Below are 24639 nucleotides of genomic sequence, written 5' to 3' on the forward strand. Positions count from 1 at the left end.
ACTTAGGACTGCATTCCCTTTCATTATAGCGGAGAAAAGCCTTTTATCCTAAACACATTATGATGTTTTCCAGAAAAATATATCCTTTTTCCGAATACAAGACAGAGCCATGGGCTGTCTTTGGCCCCTGGCTCTATCCTTGCTACATATTGCGGCGGTATTGTCCGCCCACCTCATACAGCGCCCTCGTGATCTGTCCGAGGCTTGCATACTTGACGGTTTCCATAAGCTCGGCAAAGATATTGCCGTCTGTCACCGCTGCTTCTTTCAGGCGGGACAGGGCTTCACCTGCATGATCCTTGTTCCGTTCCTGGAAGCTCCTGAGATTCCTGATTTGTGTTTCTTTTTCTTCCTTCGTCGCCCTTGCGATTTCCATGCTGTCCATCTGCTCTTCTGACGGAGGATTTGGATTCAGATATGTGTTCACGCCGATGATCGGGAGCTCACCGGTATGCTTCTTCATTTCATAATACATAGATTCATCCTGGATCTTGCCCCGCTGGTACTGCATTTCCATGGCACCGAGCACGCCGCCCCTGTCGTTGATCCGTTCGAACTCCTGCAGGACCGCTTCTTCCACCAGGTCTGTCAGTTCATCGATGATGAAGGCCCCCTGCAGAGGATTTTCATTCTTTGTAAGGCCATGTTCTTTTGTAATGATCATCTGGATGGCCATCGCCCGGCGGACAGATTCCTCCGTAGGCGTGGTGATTGCTTCATCATAGGCATTCGTGTGCAGGGAGTTGCAGTTATCATGGAGAGCCATTAATGCCTGCAGTGTTGTCCGGATGTCATTGAAATCAATTTCCTGGGCATGGAGTGAGCGCCCTGAAGTCTGGATATGGTACTTCAGCTTCTGGCTCCGCTCATTGGCTCCGTATTTATCCCTCATTACAGTTGCCCAGATGCGGCGGGCCACCCTGCCGATGACGGTGTATTCCGGATCGAGCCCATTTGAGAAAAAGAAGGAAAGATTCGGCGCAAAATCATCGATCTTCATGCCTCTGCTCAAATAGTACTCAACATAAGTGAAGCCGTTCGCCAGCGTAAAGGCCAGCTGTGACAGCGGGTTTGCCCCTGCCTCGGCGATATGGTAGCCGGAAATGGAGACAGAATAATAGTTGCGGACCTTTTTATCGATAAAATACTGTTGGATATCACCCATCATTCTGAGGGCAAATTCTGTTGAGAAGATGCAAGTATTCTGTCCCTGGTCTTCCTTCAGGATATCCGCCTGGACGGTACCGCGCACCGTCTGCAGAGTCGCCGCCCTTACTTCTTCATGCTCCGCTTCGTTAAGCTTTCTGCCAAGCTCTCCTTCTTTCTTTTCCACCTGCTGCTCGACCGCCGTGTTCATGAACATAGCCAGAATGATCGGTGCCGGTCCGTTAATGGTCATTGAAACAGATGTGGACGGATGGCAAAGGTCAAAGCCGGCATATAATTTTTTCATATCATCAAGCGTACAGATGCTGACACCGCTCTCCCCAACCTTGCCGTAAATATCCGGGCGGTAGTCCGGATCCTCGCCGTATAAGGTGACGGAATCAAACGCTGTGCTCAGGCGCTTTGCCGCATCGTCCTTTGATAGGTAATGGAAGCGGCGGTTCGTCCGTTCCGGTGTCCCTTCCCCGGCGAACTGGCGCTTCGGATCCTCTCCCTCCCGCTTGAACGGGAAGACGCCTGCGGTATATGGGAAGGCACCCGGCACATTCTCTCTGTAAACCCAGCGGATGATTTCGCCGTAGTCCCTGTATTTCGGGAGCGCGACCTTAGGGATCTGCAGGCCTGAAAGGCTCTTTGTCTTCAGGATGGTAATGATTTCCTTATCGCGGATCCTTGTTGTGAACTGCTCCCCGGAGTATTTCTCCTTGAGGTTTTTCCAGCCTTCCAGGATCTTTTTTGATTCGGCTGTCAGCTTTTCTTTTGTTTCCGCAGCCAGGTCCTCTAAGGAAACCAGAGTCTCTTCGCTTCCGCCTGACTCTTTTACGGCCTGGATTGCTCCTTCAAGCTGGAACAGCTTCCTGGCAAGGGCTGCCTGGTCTTCCGCTTTTTTATGGTAATTGCGGACCGTTTCAGATACTTCGCGCAAATAATAGCGCTGTTCATTCGGAATGATGACATTCTGCTTTTCGACCACTTCATTTTTGGAAAAAGAAGTGCTCCAGCCGAGGCCCGCTTTTTCATTCATTTTTTCGACCAGCGCGGCAAATAAAGCATTGGTGCCCGGATCATTGAACTGGCTGGCGATCGTGCCGTAGACCGGCATCTCTTCCAGCTCTTTCTCAAACAGCATATGGTTGCGCTGATATTGCTTCTGCACCTGGCGGCGGGCATCCTCTGAGCCCTTGCGCTCGAATTTATTGATGACGATCAGGTCAGCGTAATCGAGCATATCAATTTTTTCAAGCTGGGAAGGCGCCCCGAATTCACTTGTCATCACATACATGGACAGATCGCAGATTTCCGCGATTTCAGCATCACCCTGCCCAATCCCGCTCGTTTCGACGACAACCAGGTCAAAGCCGGCAGCCTTTACGACAGAGATGGCATCCTTGATGGCCAGCGACAGTTCGCTCTTGGACTTCCGTGTCGCAAGGCTCCGCATATAGACGCGCGGCGAAAAGATGCTATTCATGCGGATCCGGTCGCCAAGCAGCGCTCCGCCTGTTTTCTGCTTTGTCGGATCGACAGAAAGGATGGCTACTTTCTTTTCAGGGATTTCATTGATGAAGCGGCGGATCAGCTCATCCGTCAATGAGCTCTTTCCTGCTCCGCCAGTCCCGGTGATTCCTATAACCGGTGCTGTTTTTTCCAGTGTCTTGATTCTTTCCATGAGCGATTCTGCCGCAGCTGCCGCTTCTTTTTCAAGCCCGACGCCATGCTCGGCAAGCGTGATCAGCCTGGCGATGCTGTTCACTTCGCCTGCTTCAAGCTTTTCAAGCTCTGCTGCACTCTCCACTGAAACGGTCGGATAGTCGCACTCAGCGAGCATTTCATTGATCATGCCCTGCAGACCCTTCTGGCGGCCGTCTTCCGGCGAGAAGATACGGGCAATCCCGTATTCATGAAGCTCTTTTATTTCGCGCGGGATGATGACGCCTCCACCTCCGCCGTAGATGCGGATATGAGAAGCTCCCCTTTCCTTCAGCAAATCGTACATGTATTTAAAATATTCAACATGGCCTCCCTGATAGGAGGAAATCGCGATTCCCTGGACATCCTCCTGGATCGCCGCATTCACGACCTCTTCCACTGACCGGTTATGGCCAAGATGGATGACCTCTGCCCCGCTCGCCTGGATGATCCTTCTCATAATATTGATGGAAGCGTCATGCCCGTCAAAAAGGCTTGAAGCGGTAACGAATCGCAAGTGATGCTTCGGCCTGTAAATTTCTGCTGTACTCATTCGTCTGACTCCCCCTGTTCCTGGATTTTACTGCCGGCAGGCACTTTTGCCTGATCATGCTTTATCCCTTGAATCAGAAGCTCTGTCTGCAGTTCAATATATTCATCAAGACTGTACACCCTCTGCAGCGCCCAGCGGCGGAATCCCCACATCTGGCCCTGCACGAAAATATTGTGGGCGATCATCTTGACCTCTTTTTCCGTCAAATGGAGTTCCCCGTTGTCCACACATCGCTGAATGACATCTTCAAACATGGAGACCATTTCAATTTCTTTTCTCAGCACATATGGAAGGGCATCCTTTGACAGGGATTTTGCTTCCTGGTACATGACCAGGACTTCATCCTGCATATCATCCACAACCCGGAAATAGTAGGCGATCCCGAGCTTCAGGCTATCGAGCGTCCCCCTGTTGGCATCAAGGGCCTCCTGCAGCCTGTCGCGGACCGAATCATAGATGCTGTCACAGACAAGGTACAGCACATCCTCCTTTGTGCGGATGTACTCATAGAGCGTTCCGATGCTGAATCCGGAGGCCTTTGCAATCTCCCTTGTCGTGGTGCGGTGAAAGCCTTTTTGCTTAAAAAGATTCACCGCTCCCTTGATCATTTCGTCCCGCCGCTTTTTCACCAGCTTTTCATCTTTTACAGAAGCATGGACTTCCCGTTTTTTCATAAATTTGCACTGCCCTCCTCTGGCCGCTCTTTATGAGGCAAAAGTGGACCTTTCCCTACTGGTGGCTGTTTTCGCGGAGGTTGTTTATTTTAAATTAGGAAAGAGCCCTATCCTCTTATGTTCTATTTGGTTATCATCCTGGAAATGACAAGGCGCTGGATTTCCTGAGTGCCTTCATAGATCTGCGTAATCTTGGCGTCACGCATATATCGTTCGACCGGATAGTCCTTGGTGTAGCCATAGCCGCCGAAGACCTGTACGGCCTCAGTTGTCACTTTCATTGCCGCATCGCCTGCAAACAGTTTGGACATGGCCGATTCCTTGCCGTACGGCAGACCTTCCGACTCAAGCCATGCAGCCTGATAAGTCAGGAGCCTTGCTGCCTCTACACTTGTCGCCATATCGGCCAGCTTGAAGCCGATTCCCTGCTGAAGGGCGATCGGCTTGCCGAACTGCTCCCGCTCTTTCGCATAATCGACAGCAGCGTCCAATGCCCCCTGGGCAATGCCGACTGCCTGGGCTGCAATGCCGTTCCTTCCGCCATCAAGAGTCATCATGGCGATTTTAAAGCCTTCTCCTTCTTTGCCGAGCATATTTTCCTTTGGCACACGGCAGTCTTCAAAGATGATTTCGGTTGTCGGCGAAGATCTGATGCCCAGTTTCTTTTCCTTTTTGCCGACAGAGAATCCAGGAAAATCACTTTCAATGATGAAGGCTGTGGTGCCTTTCTGCCTGCTCTCCGGATCTGTCAGGGCAAATACGACATAGATGTCGGCGATTCCGCCGTTTGTGATAAAAATCTTTGAACCGTTCAGCACATAATGGTCACCGTCAAGGCGGGCCGTCGTCCTCATACCGCCTGCATCCGAGCCGCTGCCCGGCTCTGTCAGGCCGTATGCACCGATCTTTTCACCCTGCGCCATCGGCTTCAAGTATTTCTGCTTCTGTTCTTCACTTCCGAACTTATAGATTGGCCAGCCTGCAAGCGATGTATGGGCAGACAAAGTCACCCCTGTGGATGCACAAACCCTTGAAAGCTCCTCGACTGCAATGCAGTATGCCAGATAGTCGCTTCCAATTCCGCCGTACTCTTCAGGCCAAGGGATTCCTGTCAGCCCGAGCTCGGCCATCTTATCGAAGATTTCACGGTCAAAGCGCTCTTCCTCATCGCGCTCTGCCGCGCTCGGCGCCACTTCATTCTTTGCAAAATCGCGGACCATTTTCCTGATCATTTCATGTTCTTCCGTCAGTCGGAAATTCATCGTATTTTCCCCCGTCCATTTCAATATTGGCCTGCCTCTTACTTACAGGTTTTTGCTGATGACAATTCTCTGAATCTCACTTGTGCCTTCATAGATTTCGGTTATTTTACTGTCGCGGAAATACCGCTCGACAGGGTAATCTTCTGTATATCCATAGCCGCCGAACACCTGGACAGCTTCTATGCTCGTTTCCACTGCTGTTTTCGAGGCAAAAAGCTTTGCCATGCTGGCCTGCATCCCGCAGCGCTCGCCATTCTGGCGCATCATCGCTGCCTGGTAGACCAGCAGTCTTGAGGCTTCTACATTTACGGCCATATCAGCCAGCTTGAAGCCGATGCCCTGCTGATGGCTGATCGGCTTCCCGAATTGGCTTCGTTCCTTCGAGTAGGCAACCGCTGCTTCCAATGCCGCCTCCGCGATGCCAAGGGCCTGGGCTGCAATGCCGATGCGCCCCGCGTCCAGATTGGCCATGGCAATTTTGAAGCCTTCCCCTTCAGCACCAAGGAGATTTTCTGCCGGAACCCTCATATCCTCAAAGTTGAGCTGAACAGTCCGGGAACCGTGAAGCCCCATCTTCTCCTCGTCCTTGCCGATCACAAGGCCGGATGTCCCTTTTCCAACAATGAAGGCAGAAACGCCCTTTGTCCCAAGCTCAGGGCTTGTGGATGCGAAGACGATATACACATCCGCTTCGCCGCCGTTTGTAATGAATACCTTCGAGCCGTTGAGGATGTATTCATCCCCGTTTCGGACCGCCTTTGTTTTCAAACTGCCTGCATCAGAGCCTGCCCCGGCCTCTGTCAGGCAGAATGCGCCGAGATATTCTCCCGCAGCAAGTTTCGGTACATACTTCTGCTTCTGCTCCTCCGTCCCGAAATACAGGATCGGGTTGGTGCCGACCGATGTATGGACAGACAGGATGACCCCGACGGTTGCGGATACCTTTGACAGCTCATTGATGGCAATGATGTAGGAGGTAAAGTCCATTTCTGCCCCGCCATATTTTTCAGGCACGGGAATTCCCATCAGCCCGAGTCCGCCCATCTTTTTCAATATGTCACGGGGAAACTCCCCTTGCTCCATTTTTTCAATGAATGGCGCAATCTCGCTCTGGGCGAAGTCACGGACCATTTTCCTCATCATTTCCTGTTCTTCTGTAAACCGTAAATTCATGGCTAATCCCTCCTGGTGTCCATTCTGGGCTTTCCAGTTCAGCTGTACTGATAAAAGCCGCGGCCGGACTTCTTCCCGAGCCAGCCGGCCTTCACATATTTCCGGAGCAGCGGGCATGGGCGGTACTTATCATCGCCAAACCCTTCATGAAGCGTTTCCATAATGTAAAGGCACGTATCTAGACCAATGAAATCCGCCAATGTGAGCGGCCCCATCGGATGGTTCATGCCAAGCTTCATGACTTCATCGATTGCTTCCTTTTCTGCAACACCTTCATAGAGGGTATAGATGGCCTCATTGATCATCGGCATCAGGATGCGGTTTGAGACAAATCCCGGAAAATCATTTACCTCGACCGGCACCTTGCCGAGCTTATGAGTCATTTCCTCGATCGCTGTGTATACCTCATCGGCTGTAGCAAGCCCGCGGATGATTTCAACAAGTTTCATAACCGGGACCGGATTCATGAAATGCATCCCGATTACCTTTTCCGGACGCTTTGTCGCGGCAGCAATTTCCGTAATTGGCAGGGAAGAAGTATTGCTTGCCAGGATTGCATGATCCGGGGCAATCCCATCAAGCCGTTTGAAGATATCGGCTTTAATTTCAATATTTTCTACGGCAGCCTCGATTACCAGGTCCACCCTGCCTGCGTCTTCCAGATTGTCAGAAGGCTGCAGGCGGCGGAGCACCTCTTCCATCTCCGTCTCTGTCATGCGCTCCTTGGAAACCTGACGGGAAAGGTTCTTCTTAATGACACCAAGCCCCCGCTCAATATATTCAGCCTTTAAATCATTCAGCAGCACCTGATAGCCTGCCTGTGCACATACCTGCGCGATTCCAGAGCCCATCTGCCCTGCACCGATGACCATTACTGTTTTCACTTCCACGGTTACTCCTCCATTTCTCTTCCAGTCTTCTAATCTATCAGTTCGCCGGAACCTCAATCATGATGGCATCTCCCTGGCCGCCGCCGCTGCAGATTGCCGCGATGCCGGTTCCTCCGCCCCTGCGCTTCAGCTCATAGATCAGCGTCAGGATAATCCTCGCGCCGCTTGCCCCGATCGGATGTCCGATGGCAACGGCCCCGCCGTTCACATTCACTTTATTTTCATCCAGATTGGCAATCTTTCCGCTCGTCAGGGCAACTGCCGCGAATGCTTCGTTTATTTCAAACAGGTCAATATCATCGAGGGACTTGCCTGTTTTTTTCAAAAGCTCGTTGATGACAAGTCCTGGTGTTTTCGGAAAATCCTTTGCCTCAACAGCGATTGCCGTGTGGGCCAGTATATAAGCCTGAACTTCCTTGCCTTCCCGTTCAGCCCGCTCCTCGCTCATCAGTACAAGTGCGGCTGCGCCGTCATTCACTCCCGGTGCGTTACCGGCAGTGATCGTTCCATCCCCATTGAATACAGGGGCAAGCTTTGCCAGCTTTTCAATGGAAGTATCCTTGCGCGGTGCTTCATCCTGCTTTACGACAAGCGGATCGCCTTTGCGCTGCGGCACCTCTACTGCCACAATTTCTTCAGCCAGCCTGCCGCTTTCGATCGCTTCGACAGCCCGCTGGTGGCTTCTGTATGCCCAATGGTCCTGTTCCTCCCGCGATATTTCCATTTCCTTTGCCGTTGAATTTCCGTAAGTCCCCATATGGACGCCTGTAAAACTGCAGCTGAGGCCGTCATGAATCATCAGGTCCTTCACAGTCGAATCGCCCATCCGCAGGCCCCATCTGGCTTTAGGCAAAAGATATGGCGCATTGCTCATCGATTCCATCCCGCCGGCCACAATCACTTCTTCATCACCGGCCCTGATGATCTGGTCGCCAAGCGTCACACTCCTCATTCCTGAGGCGCAGACTTTGTTGATCGTTTCTGTTTTAACTTCCCATGGAAGACCGGCTTTATTGCCTGCCTGCCGGGAAGGTATCTGGCCCTGGCCTCCCTGAAGGACCGATCCGAGAATCAGCTCCCCAACCTCTTCAGGACGGACATCGGCACGCTTCAATGCTTCCTTGACGGCTGCAGCTCCCAAATCAGAGGCAGTCAGGCTGCTTAATGCCCCTCCCATTTTTCCAAAAGGTGTCCGTGCTCCGCTAATAATGACTGTTCTTCCCATCTGTATCCTCTCCTCAAGGCAAATTGGTCTTTAATTTGCTGGGCAAATTTAATTTTAATTTGTGGGCAATTTTTGATTGCCAGGTGAATTTGGTGTTCTGTTTTGACTGAACGCTCGCTCGAAATGAAATCAAAGCCTGCTGAACTCAGCCTGTCTTCCAAGTCTTAAACAGAATAAGGACAAAAAGGAGACCATTCGAAAAGGTTCTCCATCTTTGTAAGCGCTTTATTTATATTTCCATCTTACTCCATCCGCAGTGAAAATAAAAATATTTTCCTGAAGATTCTTAATAATCACGGCATTATTTTTCTAAGAAAGGCCCGGTGCGCCAGGCCTTTCTCAAGTTTCAGCTCAGGATACAAGAGTCTGCGGCTCGCCGATCACGGCTTTTTCAAGCAGCTCTGCCACATCATAGGTTTGGACTGTTTCTTCCGCTTCTTTAGCCTTCGTGCCATCTGACAGCATGGTCAGGCAGTACGGGCAGCCGGAAGAAATGACTGAAGGATTGACAGCCAGTGCCTGCTCTGTGCGGGCAACGTTGACGCGGTGTCCTGTTTCTTCTTCCATCCACATAAGTCCGCCGCCGGCTCCGCAGCACATGCCTGTCTCCCGGTTTCTTTCCATCTCCACCAGCTTCACGCCAGGAATGGACTTAAGGATTTCGCGCGGCGGATCATACACCTCGTTATAGCGGCCGAGGTAACAGGAATCATGGAAGGTGATCGTTTCATTCACATCAAATTGCGGCTTCAGCCTGCCCTCTTTCACCAGCTCAGCAAGCAGCTCTGTATGGTGATACACCTCTGCCTCAAGCCCGAAATCCGGATACTCGTTTTTGAAAATGTTATAGGCATGAGGGTCGATCGTTACAATTTTTTTGACTTCATTTTTCTCGAATTCCTCAATGTTCTTTGTGGCAAGCTCCTGGAACAGGAATTCATTGCCGAGGCGCCTTGGCGTATCTCCGGAGTTTTTCTCCTTATTGCCAAGGATCGCAAATTTCACACCGGCTTCATTAAGGAGCCTTGCAAATGATAAAGCGATTTTCTGGCTCCGGTTATCATAGGAACCCATACTGCCGACCCAGAAGAGATATTCGAATTCTTCGCCGGATTTCTTCATTTCCTTCACAGTCGGGACGGATACATCTTCCCTTGCCTCGCGCCAGTCCTCGCGCTCTTTCCGATTCAAGCCCCATGGATTGCCCTGGCGTTCAATATTGGTCATCGCACGCTGTGCATCCGCATCCATTTTTCCTTCTGTGAGAACAAGATAACGGCGCAGGTCGATGATTTTGTCCACATGCTCATTCATGACCGGACATTGGTCTTCACAGTTCCGGCAAGTCGTACAGGCCCAGATTTCTTCTTCTGTAATGACATCGCCGATCAGGCTTGGGCTGTATGCAAGGCCGGCTGCCGCTTCTTCGGCACCTTTCCCTGCAGCTGCCAGTGCAAGCTGGTTGCCTTTCGTATTAGAGAAAGCAAAGGTCGGAACCCATGGCTGCCTTGATGTTACGGCGGCCCCATGGTTTGTCAGATGGTCGCGCAGCTTCAGGATCAGATCCATTGGCGACAGCATCTTGCCTGTACCTGTCGCAGGGCACATATTCGTACAGCGGCCGCATTCCACACATGCGTAGAAGTCGATCATCTGCAGCTGGTTGAAATCCTCGATTTTGCCGACTCCGAATGATTCCTGTGACTCATCTTCAAAGTCGATTTTCTTCAGCTTCCCGGCATTCTCGGTCCGGTCAAAATACACATTTGCAGGCCCGGCAATCAAATGAGCGTGCTTGGACTGCGGTACATAGACCAGGAAAGCGAGGAGGAACAGCAGGTGGATCCACCAGGAAATATAGAAGATGACGATGCTGGCTGTCTCCCCGATCCCTGAAAATGCCCCGGCTATCAGCGAAGCAACCGGCTCTGTCCATGTCCCCTCATGGCCGTGCCAGATCATGCTCATACCGTTTCCAAGGAGAACGGACAGCATCAGTCCGCCGATGAAGATGAGAACAAGCCCTGCCTTGAAGTTGCGCTTCAGACGGACAAGCTTCTCCACATAGCGGCGGTGGAAAGCCCAGAGAACGGCGACAAGAATCATCAGCGTCACAATTTCCTGGAAGAAAGTGAACCCGGGATACAGCGGCCCAAGCGGCAGATGCGCCCCAGGCTTGATTCCTTTGATGATAAAATCGATCGCCCCGAATTGGACAAGGATGAATCCATAGAAGAACATAACGTGGATGGCCCCGCTCTTCTTGTCCTTCAGGAGTTTTTTCTGGCCAAAGACATTCACCCATATTTTCCCCAGGCGTTCTTTGACGTTTTTATCAAACTCCGCTTTCTTGCCGAGCTTAATATATTCAATTCTGGTTTTAACCACATAGACAAACAGGCTGACTGCGTAAGCGGTTACAAGCAGGAACGCAATTAAGTTGATCCATAGTAATCCATTCATGGCTGATAATCTCCTTTCGTCCTTTTTCCACCAGAAAATTTACAACCAACCAAATTTTCTGAAAAGATTCTTAGTACCATTATATAATGAATGAGCATTCAGTCAATAACTTTTTCTGCATTTTCCCACTTTTCCCAGTCTGCTCTCCTATTTCATAGAAACCGCCTTCAAAGGGGATGCTATCAGGAAAAGATCCGAGGGGGACATGCGACTTGAAAACTGCCATTATCATACTTGCCATAGGATTGGCGCTGCTGCTTTGGGTGTCATGCGATATGGCGCTCGGCCGGCGGAAGCAGCTGTCAAAGGTCCAGAGGAAAAACTATCCGGTCAGGCAGAGCAGGATTGATTTGATCACCGCCGGCCCGGACTTATTCGAGAAGCTGTTCCTTGATATCAAACATGCTAAAAAGCATATCCATATTTTATTTTATATTGTAAAAAATGATAAAATCTCAGGCGAGTTCCTTTCCCTTCTGAAGAAAAAGGCCGAGGAAGGCGTCGAGGTCCGGCTGCTGCTTGATTGGGTAGGCAGCCTGCGTGTAAAAAGGAAGCTGATCACCGGCCTGAAGGAAGCCGGGGTCCGTTTTGCTTTCTGTCATGTACCGAAGCTCCCCTACCTGTTCTATTCCTCCCAATCGAGGAACCACCGGAAAATAACCGTCATAGATGGGAGTATCGGCTATTTGGGCGGGTATAACATTGGCAAGGAATACGTCAACCTGGATTCGAAGCTGTGTCCATGGCGGGATTATCACCTTAGGATGACAGGAGAAGGCGTCAATGATCTTCAAAGCGAATTTCTTTGTGATTGGCGGGATGCATCCGGAACAGACCTGCTCAGGGATGCGGCCTATTTTCCCAGGCTTCCACAGGAAGGCCTCCGGCACCAGCATATCCCATCAGAGGCCGGCTATCTGGAAGAAACCTTCCTCGCCATTATCCGGAATTCCAGGAGGAAGATCATCATCGGCACTCCGTACTTCATCCCGAGCCCCGCTCTTTTCCAGGAGCTGCGGCGGGCATTGGACAGAGGCGTAAGGCTGAGCATTATCGTCCCTTCAAAAACAGACCATCCCCTTGTAAAGGAAGCTTCCTATCCTTATCTCAGGGTGCTGCTGAAGGAAGGGGCACGGATCTACCAATACATGAACGGCTTCTACCATGCGAAGATCCTTCTTTCGGATGATACAGTATGCGATATCGGGACGGCCAATTTTGATAAAAGAAGCTTGTATTTAAACCATGAACTCAACTGTTATATATATGACAAAGCATTCATCCAGAAAGCTGAGAAAGTCCTTGAGCAGGATATGAAGGACTCAAAACTGCTTATGCTCAAAAATATTTCGGGCTTTAATGCAATCCGGTGGCTGCGGGAAGGAGTGGCGAAATCTGTTTCGTACTTTCTCTGATAGCTAACGCCTCTCCTCCCTCCAGTGGTGCCGGACCCAGGCCATTTTTTTAAAGGAGTAATTATGAAAATACGATTCGGCTATGTGTCCCAGGCGGTAAGCCTATGGGAGGCATCCCCTGCGAGAACACTGACATTTACGAGATACAAGCAGATGACAAAGGAAGAAGGCATGCAGAAGCTGCTGGCTGCAACTGCAGAGAATCTGCGGAGCACGAGAAGGATGCTTTATTATAACCTCGCCCACGATATAGAATTGTACCGATTCTCTAGCTCTATCGCCCCCCTTGCCACCCATCCGGAGGTCATGTGGGATTTTGTCGCCCCCTTCCGCGATGAATGGCAGGAGCTCGGCAGACTGGTAAAGGACAATGGCCTGCGGGTCAGCTTCCATCCGAACCAGTTCACCCTTTTTACCTCTCCCCGCAGCGAAGTCACAGCAAATGCGGTAATTGATATGGAATACCATTACCGCATGCTCGAGGCAATGGGACTTGAAAACCAGGCGCTGATCAATATCCATATCGGCGGAGCCTATGGCGATAAAGAGACATCCATTGAACGTTTTTATCAGAACTTGAAGACCCTTCCTGCACATATAAAAGCGGTTATGACCCTTGAAAATGACGATAAAACCTATAACGCCGAAGAAACGCTCGCCGCCTGCCAGCGGGAGCAGATACCGCTGATCTTCGATTATCACCATCATATGGCGAACTTGAGCGAAAGGCCGCTTGAGGATATGCTCCCGGATATTTTCCGGACCTGGGATCATTTCGGCATGAAGCCGAAGATCCATGTGTCTTCCCCTAAATCGGAAAAAGCCTTCAGGTCGCATGCTGACTATGTGGACGCCGAATTCCTGAAGCCTCTGCTGGATCACCTTCATGCGATCGGCGAGGATGTGGATTTTATGATAGAAGCAAAGATGAAGGACAAAGCTTTATTGAAGCTTGTTGAGGACATCAGCCGGATCCGCGGCGTGAAGCGGATCAGCGGCGGGGCGGTTGAGTGGAAATAGGTTTTTAGGATACACGAGGTGGGGTTTTTCGGCCGGGTCATGTACCTGTGGCTGCTTTTGGGATACATGAGTCGGGCTTTTTTCGCCGGGGCATGTATCTTAGGCTGCTTTTGGGGTACATGTGTCGGGCTTTTTTCGCCGGGTCATGTATCTCAGACTGGTTATAGGGTACATGAGTCGCGATTTTTTCGCAGCGTCATGTATCTCAGACTGCTTTTGGGATACATGAGTCGGGCTCTTTTCGCCAAGTCATGTACCTCAGGCTGCTTTTGGGATACATGAGTTGCGCTTTTTTCACCGGGTCATGTACCTCAGACTGCTTATGGGATACATGACTCCCTCGTTTACACAAATTTTATGTACTACAGTGGCCACATGCTCACTCTTTTCCGGCGGGTCATCGCCCCCTGCCTCTCCTCGCTTACAGGATTCCGCACTCTCCCCCTGCATCCCAATTCTTTATTTTAAAAAGCTTTCAAACCAAGGGCCCACTTGTTCAAACGCCTTAAATCCCAAATAGATGCCGATGATTCCCACTACTCCAGCCAGTGCTGGCGGGGCGGGTATCGGCAGTTTGAACAGGGCAAAAATAAAGCCGACCGCAAAGCCTGTTATAAGTGACAGCAGAACAATTTTCATCATATTCCTCCTAAAAGTAGGCTCGTGTTGTTCCATAAATATCCTTTATTATGTGCAATAAACGCTCCATCATTCTACCGCCACTAAAACAGAAAAAAACCCCACTTCCAGGAAGCGGGGCATGAGTCTTACATTTTTTCAGGTGCGGATACACCAATTAATTTAAGTGCGTTTCTTAATGCTGTTTGTACAGCCTTGATCAGGCCAAGACGGGCTTTTGTTTTTTCCGGATTGTCGCTATCAAGCACTTTTTCGGCATTGTAGAAGCTGTGGAAGGCAGATGCGAGCTCGAAAATATAGTTTGTGATGCGGTGCGGCATACGCTTTTCTGCAGCCTCTGCAACTGCCTGTGGGAATTCACCAAGCTTCTTCAGCAGGTCGATTTCCTTCTCAGCAGAAATGAGGGAGAAATCAGCGTCAGCACTTAATGCCATCCCCTGCTCTTCACCCTGGCGGAGGATGCTCGAGATGCGCGCATGTGCGTACTGGGCATAATAAACAGGATTATCATTGGATTGGGACACAGCCAGATCAAGGTCAAAATCCATATGAGTGTCAGCACTTCTCATTGCGAAGAAATAGCGGACTGCATCGAGTCCAACCTCGTCCACAAGGTCACGCATGGTAACAGCTTTTCCTGTCCGTTTACTCATCTTCATCTTTTCACCGTTCTTGTACAGGTGTACGAGCTGGATGATTTCGACTTCAAGGGCATCCTTGCCATAGCCAAGCGCCTGGATGGCAGCCTTCATACGCGGGATATAGCCGTGGTGATCGGCGCCCCAGACATTGATAAGCTTTTCGAAGCCGCGCTCAAGCTTGTCTTTATGGTAGGCGATATCAGGCGTCAGATACGTGTAAGATCCGTCATTCTTGATAAGCACGCGGTCTTTATCATCGCCGAATTCGGTTGAGCGGAACCAGGTTGCGCCTTCTTCTTCATATACATGTCCGTTCTCTTTGAGTGCTTTCAAAGCATCGTCAATCTTGCCGTTCTGGTAAAGGGAAGTTTCAGAGTACCAGACATCAAAAGGCACTCGGAAATCTTCCAAATCCTTTTTCAGCTTTTCCATTTCGTATTTAAGGCCGTATTCGCGGAATGCATCGAAGCGTTCCTTTTCATCGGCATTCACATATTTGTCGCCAAATTCATCGGCAAGCCTTTGGCCGATGCCGATAATGTCTGCCCCATGATAGCCGTCGGCCGGCATTTCTTTTTCCATGCCAAGCGCCTGGAAATAACGGGCCTCAACTGACAATGCCAGATTATTGATCTGGTTTCCGGCATCATTGATATAATATTCGCGGGATACATCATAGCCTGCTTTGGCCAGGATGCTGCTCAGGGAGTCGCCGACTGCTGCACCGCGGGCATGTCCCAGGTGAAGGTCGCCTGTCGGGTTGGCAGAAACAAACTCAATCTGCACCTTTTGGCCATTACCTGTATTCGTTTCTCCGTACTGATCTCCGGCGTTAAGGACGGTCGGGATCAGGTTCGTCAGGTAGCTGTTGTTCATGTAAAAATTGATGAAGCCCGGCCCTGCGATTTCAATTTTTTCAATGGATGCTTTGCTGCTGTCAAAATTCTCGATCAGCTGCTCGGCAATCATGCGCGGCGCCTTTTTGGCTACACGTGCAAGCTGCATCGCCATATTGGTAGAATAATCGCCATGCGCCTTCTCTTTAGGCGTTTCCAGGATTACATCCGGGATCTGCTCTTCTGCAGCAAGGCCTGCTTTAATGACCGCCTGCTTGATTTCCTCTTTCAGATTGCTTTGCACTTGTTCGACTATATTCATTTTTCTTCCTCCTCAAACGTAATCGCCAAATGATATGTACCTGCCTGTGATCCCTGCATTTTCATTTCATATAGAAGGTCAAAGGCCCCTGTTCCGCTGCCGTCGTCAAAGGACTGTGAGAGCCCTTTGGTCAGAGTCAGCATTTCCATGGTGCCGAAGGGCATTTCATAGCTTCCCCTCATCTTTTTGTTCATCCGGAAGGGCAGCCTCATTTTCACTGCTCCTGAACGGAGGATCAGGGCTTCTCCCTCTGCCATTTTTACAATCGTTTTAACTGTCCCCGCTTCATTTTCTTCATCATATTGAAGAAAGCGGGAGCCGTTTTTTTTATAGTATCGGCCAAACGCAGTCAGTTCAAAAGTTTCTTTGCTGCCTCCGCTGCGAATATCCGTTTTTACTTTTATTTTAACAGGTGTCTGTTCCGCTGGGCTATTGAGCAACGGGCACACTTCCTTTTCGTTTAACTCTTTAGTATAACTTTTTAATTATAATTTTTTTGGGGTGGAAGTGCAAATGAAGTTGGGCAGTGACAGGGATTGGTTTAATTATGGGGGCTGTTGATTGAATTTTTTTCCAGGTTGGTTATAACGCTCCAAAAAGTTAAGTAAGCCCTGTTGATTGCAGTGGAAGGCACGAAGACTCCTGCGGGATTGCAGCGGCAATGCTGAGACCCCGCAGACGCGCAGCGGTGAGGAGGCTCAGCGTCGCCCCGCGGAAAGCGAAGTGCCTGGAACGGAAATCAACAGGCCTATTTATTAATGCAAACCCGCCCGTCTAATAGGATTTTATGAATGTAGTTCCATTACAAAACAAAAGAGATACAGAATCCTGTACCTCTTTTGTTCAAAGGCATTAGCCTCCGCGTTTCTATTTCACCCAGCCCAATATCATCTCACGAATCAACTTGCTGGCTGTGTTAGCTGTTTGTTCTGACGGGTCGTAGATTGGTGCTACTTCCACGAGGTCGGCTCCGACAACTTTTACTTGTGAGCGGGCGATTTCGTGGATGGACGCCAGGAGCTCCTTGGATGTGATTCCGCCGGCGTCGACGGTGCCTGTGCCTGGTGCGTGTGCCGGGTCAAGGACGTCGATGTCGATGGTTACGTATACCGGGCGGCCTGCCAGCTTAGGAAGGATTTCCTTGAGCGGCTGGTGCACATCGAATTTTGAGATATGCATTCCGACTTTTTTTGCCCATTCGAATTCTTCCTTCATTCCTGAGCGGATGCCGAAGGAGAAGATATTCTGAGGGCCGATCAGGTCTGCGGCCTTGCGGATCGGTGTTGAGTGGGATAATGGCTCCCCTTCATAATTCTCGCGCAGATCTGTATGGGCGTCCATATGGATGATGGCCAGATCCGGGTATTTCTTATACATCGCCTTGAAAACCGGCAATGAGACAAGATGCTCCCCGCCCATGCCTAGCGGGAACTTGCCGGCAGCCAATAGCTTATCGACAAACTCCTCGATCAGATCAAGGCTTTTCTGCGGATTCCCGAAAGGAAGCGGAATATCGCCGGCATCGTAATATTTAACCTCCGCAAGCTCGCGGTCAAGATACGCGCTGTATTCTTCAAGTCCGATTGAAACTTCCCTGATGCGGGTCGGGCCGAAGCGTGAGCCCGGGCGGTAGCTGACTGTCCAGTCCATCGGCATTCCGTAAAGGACCGCCTGGCTTTCCATAAAATTCGGATGGCTCCCGATGAATACATTTCCTGAATAAGCTTCATCAAATCTAACCAAAATGACTCCCTCGCTTTACATGCTGGTGCCTGGCACCAATCTTTATTTTACAAGATCCTGCACAAACTTAGGCAGCACAAACGCTGCTTTGTGCAGTTCTTTTGTGTAGTACTTTGTGTCGATTTCGTGGAAGCGCTCTTCGCTTACTTCAAGCGGATTGTGCTTCTTGCTTCCGATTGTAAATGCCCACAGTCCGCTTGGGTATGTCGGGATGTTGGCCACATATAAGCTTGTGATCGGGAAGATTTCTTTTACATCCTTCTGGACGGTGCGGATCAGGTCTGCCTTGAACCAAGGGTTGTCAGACTGCGCAACAAAGATGCCGTCTTCCTTCAAAGCCTTGGAAATGCCGGCATAGAAGCCTTTCGTGAACAGGTTCACAGCTGGCCCGACCGGCTCAGTGGAATCTACCATGATGACGTCATATTCATTTTCGCTGTTGGCGATATGCATGAAGCCGTCGTCAACCTTCACTTCTACTCTTTCATCGTCAAGCATGCCTGCGATTTCAGGAAGATACTTCTTGCTGTACTCGATTACCTTCCCATCGATTTCAACCAGTGTTGCTTTCTTAACGCTTGGGTGCTTCAGCACTTCGCGGATAACGCCGCCGTCGCCGCCGCCCACTACAAGAACGTTCTCAGGGTTCGGATGCGTGAATAACGGCACATGGGCCACCATTTCATGGTATACGAACTCATCCTTGATGGATGTCATGACCATATCATCCAAGAGGAGCATATTGCCCCATTCTTCTGTCTCTACCATATCAAGCTTTTGAAAATCAGTTTGCTCTGTATGTAAAGTCTGCTTCACTTTCATTGTGATGCCAAAGTTCTCTGTCTGTTTCTCTGTAAACCAAAGTCCCATTCTGAACATCCTTCCATTTTAAAAATTTGTATAGTGCGCATAAAACGCTCTCAAAACTTTTTAAAAGTTGTGCGGTTATCTTTATGCTTCCCTAACTGTTTAATTACAAACATGAGAAAAAGTATAGATGAATCTAGCAAAATTGCAAGAAAAAAATGAAACTCGCGAATAAATTCCTTCTCTTATTTCAATACTAGGAATAAAGACCAAATTTGGGTGCCGGAAACCATACGCGCACCGTTTATAAAAAGGGGTGAATTATGATGGAAGTCATGGCCGGTCAGCGGTACAAGAGAGCGAAGAAATATGTGCGGGCAGCCGCTGTCATCAGTTTAATAGGAATGATTGCTACCGGGCTTGCCATCGGCGCCGTCCTGATATATGCCAAGATCCTTGGCCCTCCTCCGCTGGCCGTACCGCAGTCGACCTTGTATTACTCTGAGGACGGTGAAGTGATCGGGGAAAGCAGCAATGGCCAGAAGCGGTATTGGGTGGCGCTTGACCATATTTCCCCTCATCTGATTGATGCAACGGTTTCAGTCGAAGACCAGAATTTTCATTCCCACCACGGCTTTGATTATAAACGGATTGCCGGGGCTGCGCTTGCCGATTTAAAAGCGATGGCAAAGGTCCAGGGAGCCAGCACCATCAGCCAGCAGTATGCCCGGAACTTGTTCCTCGCACACGAGAAGACATGGAAACGGAAAATGATGGAGGCCTTCTACACAATCAGGCTTGAGATGAACTATTCAAAAGATGAGATTCTGGAAGGCTATATCAATACGATTTATTATGGCTATGGCGCTTATGGCGTACAGGCAGCAAGCCAGTACTATTTTGGGAAAGATGCTGAGGAGCTTAACCTTGCCGAGGCTTCCATGCTTGCCGGGATACCGAAGGGCCCTGGCGTCTATTCCCCGCTCGCTTCTTTCGAAAGGGCCAGGGACCGCCAGCGCATCATTCTGGATACAATGGCCATGCAGGGGAAAATCACCGCGGAGGAAGCTGATAAAGCTTTTGGGTCAGCGCTCAAGCTTGTCGGCGAATTTCCGCATAAAGCAATCGAAAAGGCGCCGTATTTTCAGGATGCGGTCAAAAATGCGCTGAAGAATCAGCTTCAGCTTGATGACCGCACAATAGAACTTGGCGGCCTGAAGGTATACACAACACTTGATACAAAAATCCAGGCTGCTGCTGAAAAAGCGGTAACCGGCAATATTAGCAAAGATTCGGAAATCCAGGTCGGGCTTGTGTCAGTCAACCCGAAGAACGGACATGTAAAGGCAATGGTCGGCGGAAGAGATTATAGCGAGAGCCCGTTCAACCGGGCGGTTCAGGCAGTCCGCCAGCCTGGCTCGACGATTAAGCCGCTTCTTTACTATGCTGCCCTCGAACAGGGATTCACCCCGGCAACCATGATGAGGAGCGAGCAGACCACCTTCCGTTTTGATGACGGCAGGCAGGAATACACACCGCATAATTTCAACAATCAATATGCGGATGGTGATATCACCATGGCACAGGCACTCGCTTTGTCGGACAATGTGTATGCTGTAAAGACCCATCTCTTTTTAGGCGAAAATACGCTTGCAGAAACAGCGAAAAAATTCGGCATCACTTCCAAAATGGCTGAGGTTCCTTCCCTGGCGCTTGGGACATCGGGTATTAGGGTCATTGAACTGGCCAATGCGTACAGCCTTTTTGCCAATGGAGGAAAAAAGGTTTCCCCTGTCCTGGTGACAAAGGTTGAAAATCATAAAGGCGAAGTGATTTATGAAGAAAAGAAAGAGCCTCTGCCGGTGCTGAAGCCGGAGGATGCATATGTTATGACGCAAATGATGACCGGCATGTTTGACCATAAGCTTGACGGCTATTCCAGCGTTACGGGCAGCACCATCATAAACAAGATGACAAGGCCATATGCCGGCAAATCAGGGTCCACCGACACAGACAGCTGGATGGCCGGGTTCACGCCCCAGCTCGTTTCCGCCGTCTGGACCGGATATGACCAGGGCAAGCCCATCACATTGACGGCCGATAAAGCTTATGCAAAGAATATTTGGATACAGTTTATGGAGGATGCCCATAAAGATTTGCCCGTCAAACGGTTCAAAGGTCCAAAAGGAACGGTCGGCGTGTATATCAATCCGGAGAACGGAAAAATCGCCACCGACCATTGCCCGGTTCAGCGCCTGACCTATTTCACCGCCGGGACCGAGCCGACCGAATATTGCACCGATCATCTGGAGCATATGGAAGAAGAGCCGGAACAGCCTGTGAAAAAAACCAAGGAGAAGAAAACCTGGTATAAAAAGCTGTTTCAGTGGGGATCTTAGCATAGTCAATAAAAGGAAAAACCCCGGGTTTCCGCCCGGGGTTTTTCGTGTCCTAGTTCTATACAGTGCATCAACACTGTAAATAAGTTTACTTTTTTTATCGCCGCTCGGCAAGTAGGTTGGAATTTAAGTTCGAAAATCTGTCACAATTTCGTCAAATTTTTTAACTGGAAGCCAAATCTTTTTTCAGCTGGTCTTCTGCCCTTTCCCACATGCCCATATCGTGATTCTTCAGGAAGTCTGCAAGGATTCCTTTAGACTTGTCATCCATATGGTCGACGATGATATGGCGTTTGATGCTTTTATCAAGCCTGTTGACATGCTCAGGCAGCAGTTTATAGCCGCGGCGGATTTCCCGGTCCACCGTCATAAAGCAGGCAGTGACACCGGCATAATAAGGGCCTTCCTGCTTGCGGTCGATCGTCACCCATACGAGCCAGTATGGCTTTCCGTTCGGAACGTCCTCCTGGTTGGTCAGGAACTTGATTCCTTTTTCTACAGTGCTTCTTGCATGCATGGCGCCGATATCAACATGGGCATCTCCCGCTTCCACATCCACAAAGACCGGTGACACATTATCAAGGCTGAGGGAGCCTCCCCCAAAGCCGCCATGCCCGTCTGTCGGGTCGCTCTTAATGATGTTGAAGCCAATATTTTTTTTCTTCTTTTCTTCCATTTGATTTATCCTCCTTTTAAAAAGGTCAGTTATCATAATTTGATCTTTAATTTTGGCCTGATTTCCGAATCGTCAGCCGCGCAGGAACAGTCCCGAGAAGAAGTCGTGCATCCCGTTGATCAGGACCGGCAGTACGGTGCCGAAGATCGGCTGGATCGTATACTGATCGAGCGGTGTGATGACAAGAATCAGGAATATAATCGAACCATATGCCTCAAACTGCGTCAGCTTCGGCCTGATACCAGCCGGGGCGAGATCCTCAATGATCCGGTATCCGTCAAGAGGCGGAAAAGGCAGAAGGTTAAACACAAACAGCATAAGATTCAAGTAGATGAACAAATCCAGGAACTCGGGCACAAAATCAGGCAGGCCCGCTGCTGCTCCGGCCGCGGCCAGTCCGTACCAGATGCCGAGGCCCAAGCCAGCCATCAACAGATTGCTGAGCGGTCCGGCAAGCGAAACCGATATCCCCGCAAGCCTTGGATTTTTGAAATGGAAACGGTTCACCGGCACAGGCCGTGCCCAGCCGAATCCCGCTATAAAAATCAGGATGGTCCCAAGGGGGTCCAGATGGTGGATCGGATTGAGCGTCAGCCGCCCCTGCTTCTGTGCAGTCGGGTCGCCGAATTTATAAGCAACAAACGCATGGGCAAATTCATGGACCGTAAAAGCGATCATTAACGTCAGTGCTACATAGGGAATCTCCCTTAAAGAAAAGGCTAAGAATTGTTCCAACGGCAATACCCCTTTATGTGAATGAATAAAGTCCTTAGGCAGCAGGCACACGCCTGCATACTTATCTATTTTTCAGTATACATGAAATGCCTGGCGAAGGGAAAACTCCGCTTCCGGGAAAAGCCCGGCATCAGCCCGCGCCCCGAACTGGCACTTCCCTCAAGCCTTCTGCTATAGTAAAAAGTATAAAAAGGAGGAAGTTATTATGCCATATGTAACAGTCAAAATGCTTGAAGGACGTACAGAAGACCAGAAAAAAGCTCTTGTTGAAAAAGTGACCGATGCGGTCAGCGAAACGACCGGTGCTTCTAAAGACAAAGTCGTCGTATTTATCGAAGAAATGAGCAAGAACCACTATGCCGTAGCAGGCAAACGCTTAAGCGACGAAGACTAAAATGCCCTTGTAAGGCCCGCAAACTAAAGAAAAAGCTAAGCACATCCCTAGTGCTTAGCTTTTTCTTTCAGCTTTTCAATATATTGATAGGCCTCTTCAATCTCTTCTTCTGTGTACTTCTGCTTGCTCTTTAAAGTGAATACCTTCTCCTGCACCTCTTCGCGGGGAAGATTATCAAAATATAAAACCGTTGAGACAAGCTCCAGGAATCTTGCATTCTGGCTGTTCATATCCTCCAGGCAGTCCGGCAGGCAAGGCATATCAACCTGGTTAACGGATAGAAATTCCCGGCCGTTGTCCGTCAGTGTGTACCGGTATTGAAAATAGCCGCCCTTCTTCTCTTTCACTTCATTCAGGAAGCCCATATTGCAAAGCTCCTCCACCCTCAATGTCAGCTCCTCTGAATAAGGCCCGTAAAAGTGGAACTGGAACCGCTCCTGAAAAGGAAAAGAAATCTTCTTTGCAATAAAAATCATCTTCTGAAGCTTTTTCCGGCCGATGACTTCCCCGGAAGCCGCCAAAGCGTGCACCAAATTGGCATGATCTTTTAACAAAACCCCTCATCTCCTACTCCAAAGTAATTACCGCTTCTATGTATGTCGATTAGATCTCCAGCATTTCACGGATTTTTTTCTTAATAGTCTTCTTGCTGCCCTCGTCCATAATCAAATCAGCAGGATAATATAATTTGTGGTCCGTCCGCCTTTTTCCGGATATCGCATCAACAATTTCCGATTCGCGCGACAGTTCCCGCAGGTCCCCGTTTTTCATCTGCAGGTGGATCGGAAGACGCTCCTCTTCCTCTCCCGGCCTGTAGAAGTCATACGGAAGATCTGAGGAGGAATCGACAACCAGATAATACTCAGGATCAAGCCCTGCCTTGCTGAACAGCACAGACAGCTCGGCCAGCTTCTTGTATTCCTTCGCCGGGTCAAATTCCACATATTTAAAGAGATTGCGGTCCATATACCTTTTGCACAAATCCCTCAGAATTGGATCTTCTTCTTCCTGCCACATCTGGAAATAATAGAGTATCACGGCTTCATCAAGCTTCAGATAGTCTTCCAGCGTCACTTCGCCTTCAAACAGTGTATAGAAATGGAGGGGAAGGTACTTGAATGCATAATAATTTTCATGGAGCTGTTTGGCCCTGTGCAGGATTTTCGTCAATATGACTTCCGCACTTCTTGTTACCGGGTGGAAATAGACCTGCCAGTACATCTGGTAGCGGCTCATGATATAATCCTCGACCGCATGCATCCCGCTCTGCTTGATGACAACCTGGTCCTCCCTCGGGCGCATGACCCGGAGAATTCTTTCCATATCAAAATGGCCATAGCTGACACCGGTGAAATACGCATCGCGCTGCAGATAGTCCATCCTGTCGGCATCGATCTGGCTGGAAATCAGGCTGACGACCTGCTTATTCCGGTAAGTCTTCGCAATCACGTCGGCTACATCCTTCGGAAAATCCTTCCCTGCTCTTGAAAGGACAAGATTTACTTCGGTATTGCCAAGGATGATTGCCTGTGTGTAATGCTCATGATCCAGGTCGAATACCTTTTCGAATGAATGGGAAAAAGGGCCATGCCCCAAATCGTGCAGGAGCGCCGCACAGAGGGATACAAGGCGTTCATTGTCATCCCACTCTTCCCGGCCGGCAAATACATCATCGATGATGCGCCTGACAATCTCGTAGACTCCAAGTGAATGATTGAAGCGGCTGTGCTCTGCCCCGTGGAAGGTCAGATAAGTCGTCCCCAGCTGCTTGATCCGCCGCAGGCGCTGAAATTCCCTCGTCCCGATCAAATCCCAGATCATTCTGTCACGAACATGGATATAGCGATGGACAGGGTCCTTGAATACTTTTTCTTCGCTTAATTTTTCCGTTGAATATGGCATCTTTTCCCCTCTTC

Annotated in this window: 19 protein-coding genes and 1 pseudogene; 4 read left to right on the forward strand and 16 right to left on the reverse strand. The window is 49.7% G+C overall.

Annotated elements, in window-relative coordinates; translation table 11 throughout:
* Positions 1-142 precede the first annotated feature (142 nt).
* From icmF to RBB45_RS17040, 7 genes are all read right to left on the reverse strand, one after another.
* Positions 143-3409, reverse strand: coding sequence for a fused isobutyryl-CoA mutase/GTPase IcmF (gene icmF / locus RBB45_RS17010; RefSeq protein WP_009792588.1), 3267 nt, complete (start codon positions 3407-3409; stop codon positions 143-145).
* Positions 3406-4083 carry a TetR/AcrR family transcriptional regulator gene (locus RBB45_RS17015; RefSeq protein ID WP_009792587.1) on the reverse strand — a complete coding sequence of 226 codons (678 nt, stop codon included), beginning with the start codon at positions 4081-4083 and terminating at the stop codon, positions 3406-3408. Before RBB45_RS17015 ends, icmF begins: the two co-directional genes overlap by 4 nt.
* Before the next feature lie 122 nt (positions 4084-4205).
* The gene (locus RBB45_RS17020) at positions 4206-5345 is read right to left on the reverse strand and encodes an acyl-CoA dehydrogenase (RefSeq protein ID WP_094769199.1); all 1140 of its coding nucleotides are present in this window, start codon (positions 5343-5345) and stop codon (positions 4206-4208) included.
* A 42-nt stretch (positions 5346-5387) separates the two neighbouring features.
* Positions 5388-6518, reverse strand: a complete 1131-nt coding sequence (locus RBB45_RS17025) for an acyl-CoA dehydrogenase (protein WP_224948817.1) — start codon at positions 6516-6518, stop codon at positions 5388-5390.
* A gap of 38 nt (positions 6519-6556) precedes the next feature.
* Positions 6557-7408: a 3-hydroxybutyryl-CoA dehydrogenase gene (locus tag RBB45_RS17030; protein WP_224948815.1), complete on the reverse strand. Its 852-nt coding sequence runs from the start codon at positions 7406-7408 to the stop codon at positions 6557-6559.
* Between the two features lie 37 nt (positions 7409-7445).
* Positions 7446-8633, reverse strand: coding sequence for an acetyl-CoA C-acetyltransferase (locus tag RBB45_RS17035; protein ID WP_224948812.1), 1188 nt, complete (start codon positions 8631-8633; stop codon positions 7446-7448).
* 351 nt (positions 8634-8984) lie between these two features.
* Positions 8985-11096, reverse strand: coding sequence for a (Fe-S)-binding protein (locus RBB45_RS17040; RefSeq protein WP_009792581.1), 2112 nt, complete (start codon positions 11094-11096; stop codon positions 8985-8987).
* A 275-nt stretch (positions 11097-11371) separates the two neighbouring features.
* Here RBB45_RS17040 and cls point away from each other — a divergent pair, with 275 nt between their 5' ends.
* Together cls and uvsE are read left to right on the forward strand one after the other, a co-directional pair.
* Entirely contained in the window at positions 11372-12511 is a 1140-nt protein-coding gene (gene cls / locus RBB45_RS17045; RefSeq protein ID WP_009792579.1) for a cardiolipin synthase, read from the forward strand.
* Between the two features lie 63 nt (positions 12512-12574).
* Entirely contained in the window at positions 12575-13531 is a 957-nt protein-coding gene (gene uvsE, locus RBB45_RS17050) for a UV DNA damage repair endonuclease UvsE (protein ID WP_022544510.1), read from the forward strand.
* A gap of 459 nt (positions 13532-13990) precedes the next feature.
* Here the strand turns inward: uvsE and RBB45_RS17055 are convergent, their stop codons facing one another.
* The 5 genes from RBB45_RS17055 to speE all read right to left on the reverse strand — a co-directional run bounded on the left by RBB45_RS17055 (position 13991) and on the right by speE (position 18582).
* Complete coding sequence (locus RBB45_RS17055) at positions 13991-14170, reverse strand: XapX domain-containing protein (RefSeq protein ID WP_129613044.1); 180 nt, start codon at positions 14168-14170, stop codon at positions 13991-13993.
* 128 nt (positions 14171-14298) lie between these two features.
* The gene (gene argS / locus RBB45_RS17060; RefSeq protein ID WP_129613019.1) at positions 14299-15969 is read right to left on the reverse strand and encodes an arginine--tRNA ligase; all 1671 of its coding nucleotides are present in this window, start codon (positions 15967-15969) and stop codon (positions 14299-14301) included.
* The gene (locus tag RBB45_RS17065) at positions 15966-16418 is read right to left on the reverse strand and encodes a YwiB family protein (protein WP_311225302.1); all 453 of its coding nucleotides are present in this window, start codon (positions 16416-16418) and stop codon (positions 15966-15968) included. The genes argS and RBB45_RS17065 overlap by 4 nt, the downstream gene beginning before the upstream one ends.
* Positions 16419-16836: 418 nt before the next feature.
* Positions 16837-17712 carry an agmatinase gene (speB, locus tag RBB45_RS17070; RefSeq protein WP_094769437.1) on the reverse strand — a complete coding sequence of 292 codons (876 nt, stop codon included), beginning with the start codon at positions 17710-17712 and terminating at the stop codon, positions 16837-16839.
* Between the two features lie 42 nt (positions 17713-17754).
* Positions 17755-18582 (reverse strand): spermidine synthase, encoded by an 828-nt coding sequence (gene speE / locus RBB45_RS17075; RefSeq protein ID WP_009791651.1) that lies wholly within the window; start codon positions 18580-18582, stop codon positions 17755-17757.
* A 263-nt stretch (positions 18583-18845) separates the two neighbouring features.
* Between speE and RBB45_RS17080 the strand changes: the two genes are divergently transcribed.
* Positions 18846-20918: a transglycosylase domain-containing protein gene (locus RBB45_RS17080; RefSeq protein ID WP_306010033.1), complete on the forward strand. Its 2073-nt coding sequence runs from the start codon at positions 18846-18848 to the stop codon at positions 20916-20918.
* A gap of 163 nt (positions 20919-21081) precedes the next feature.
* On the opposite strand, the gene RBB45_RS17085 is transcribed toward RBB45_RS17080, so the two are convergent.
* The gene (locus RBB45_RS17085; protein WP_022544515.1) at positions 21082-21594 is read right to left on the reverse strand and encodes a YwhD family protein; all 513 of its coding nucleotides are present in this window, start codon (positions 21592-21594) and stop codon (positions 21082-21084) included.
* Positions 21595-21666: 72 nt separating this feature from the next.
* A complete protein-coding gene (locus RBB45_RS17090) occupies positions 21667-22329 on the reverse strand; it encodes a site-2 protease family protein (protein WP_094769435.1) in 663 nt (220 codons plus the stop codon).
* Between the two features lie 169 nt (positions 22330-22498).
* On the opposite strand from RBB45_RS17090, the pseudogene RBB45_RS17095 reads away from it, so the two are divergent.
* Positions 22499-22723: pseudogene (locus RBB45_RS17095) on the forward strand (2-hydroxymuconate tautomerase); the annotation flags it as partial.
* 47 nt (positions 22724-22770) lie between these two features.
* On the opposite strand, the gene RBB45_RS17100 reads toward RBB45_RS17095, so the two are convergent.
* Positions 22771-23277, reverse strand: a complete 507-nt coding sequence (locus RBB45_RS17100; RefSeq protein ID WP_224948810.1) for a YwgA family protein — start codon at positions 23275-23277, stop codon at positions 22771-22773.
* 49 nt (positions 23278-23326) lie between these two features.
* The gene (locus tag RBB45_RS17105; protein WP_009791657.1) at positions 23327-24625 is read right to left on the reverse strand and encodes an HD domain-containing protein; all 1299 of its coding nucleotides are present in this window, start codon (positions 24623-24625) and stop codon (positions 23327-23329) included.
* Between the last annotated feature and the right edge of the window lie 14 nt (positions 24626-24639).

It is taken from the genome of Bacillus sp. MMSF_3328 (assembly GCF_030733525.1).
GTDB classification, from domain to species: Bacteria; Bacillota; Bacilli; order Bacillales; family Cytobacillaceae; genus Bacillus_AB; species Bacillus_AB infantis.

Excerpts from the sequence above, each read along its gene's own strand:
- icmF (WP_009792588.1), bottom strand. The coding sequence starts at position 3,409 with ATGAGTACAGCAGAAATTTACAGGCCGAAGCATCACTTGCGATTCGTT.
- RBB45_RS17015 (WP_009792587.1), bottom strand. The coding sequence starts at position 4,083 with ATGAAAAAACGGGAAGTCCATGCTTCTGTAAAAGATGAAAAGCTGGTG.
- RBB45_RS17020 (WP_094769199.1), bottom strand. The coding sequence starts at position 5,345 with ATGAATTTCCGACTGACGGAAGAACATGAAATGATCAGGAAAATGGTC.
- RBB45_RS17025 (WP_224948817.1), bottom strand. The coding sequence starts at position 6,518 with ATGAATTTACGGTTTACAGAAGAACAGGAAATGATGAGGAAAATGGTC.
- RBB45_RS17035 (WP_224948812.1), bottom strand. The coding sequence starts at position 8,633 with ATGGGAAGAACAGTCATTATTAGCGGAGCACGGACACCTTTTGGAAAA.
- RBB45_RS17040 (WP_009792581.1), bottom strand. The coding sequence starts at position 11,096 with ATGAATGGATTACTATGGATCAACTTAATTGCGTTCCTGCTTGTAACC.
- cls (WP_009792579.1), top strand. The coding sequence starts at position 11,372 with ATGGCGCTCGGCCGGCGGAAGCAGCTGTCAAAGGTCCAGAGGAAAAAC.
- uvsE (WP_022544510.1), top strand. The coding sequence starts at position 12,575 with ATGAAAATACGATTCGGCTATGTGTCCCAGGCGGTAAGCCTATGGGAG.
- RBB45_RS17055 (WP_129613044.1), bottom strand. The coding sequence starts at position 14,170 with ATGAAAATTGTTCTGCTGTCACTTATAACAGGCTTTGCGGTCGGCTTT.
- argS (WP_129613019.1), bottom strand. The coding sequence starts at position 15,969 with ATGAATATAGTCGAACAAGTGCAAAGCAATCTGAAAGAGGAAATCAAG.
- speE (WP_009791651.1), bottom strand. The coding sequence starts at position 18,582 with ATGGGACTTTGGTTTACAGAGAAACAGACAGAGAACTTTGGCATCACA.
- RBB45_RS17080 (WP_306010033.1), top strand. The coding sequence starts at position 18,846 with ATGGAAGTCATGGCCGGTCAGCGGTACAAGAGAGCGAAGAAATATGTG.
- RBB45_RS17085 (WP_022544515.1), bottom strand. The coding sequence starts at position 21,594 with ATGGAAGAAAAGAAGAAAAAAAATATTGGCTTCAACATCATTAAGAGC.
- RBB45_RS17105 (WP_009791657.1), bottom strand. The coding sequence starts at position 24,625 with ATGCCATATTCAACGGAAAAATTAAGCGAAGAAAAAGTATTCAAGGAC.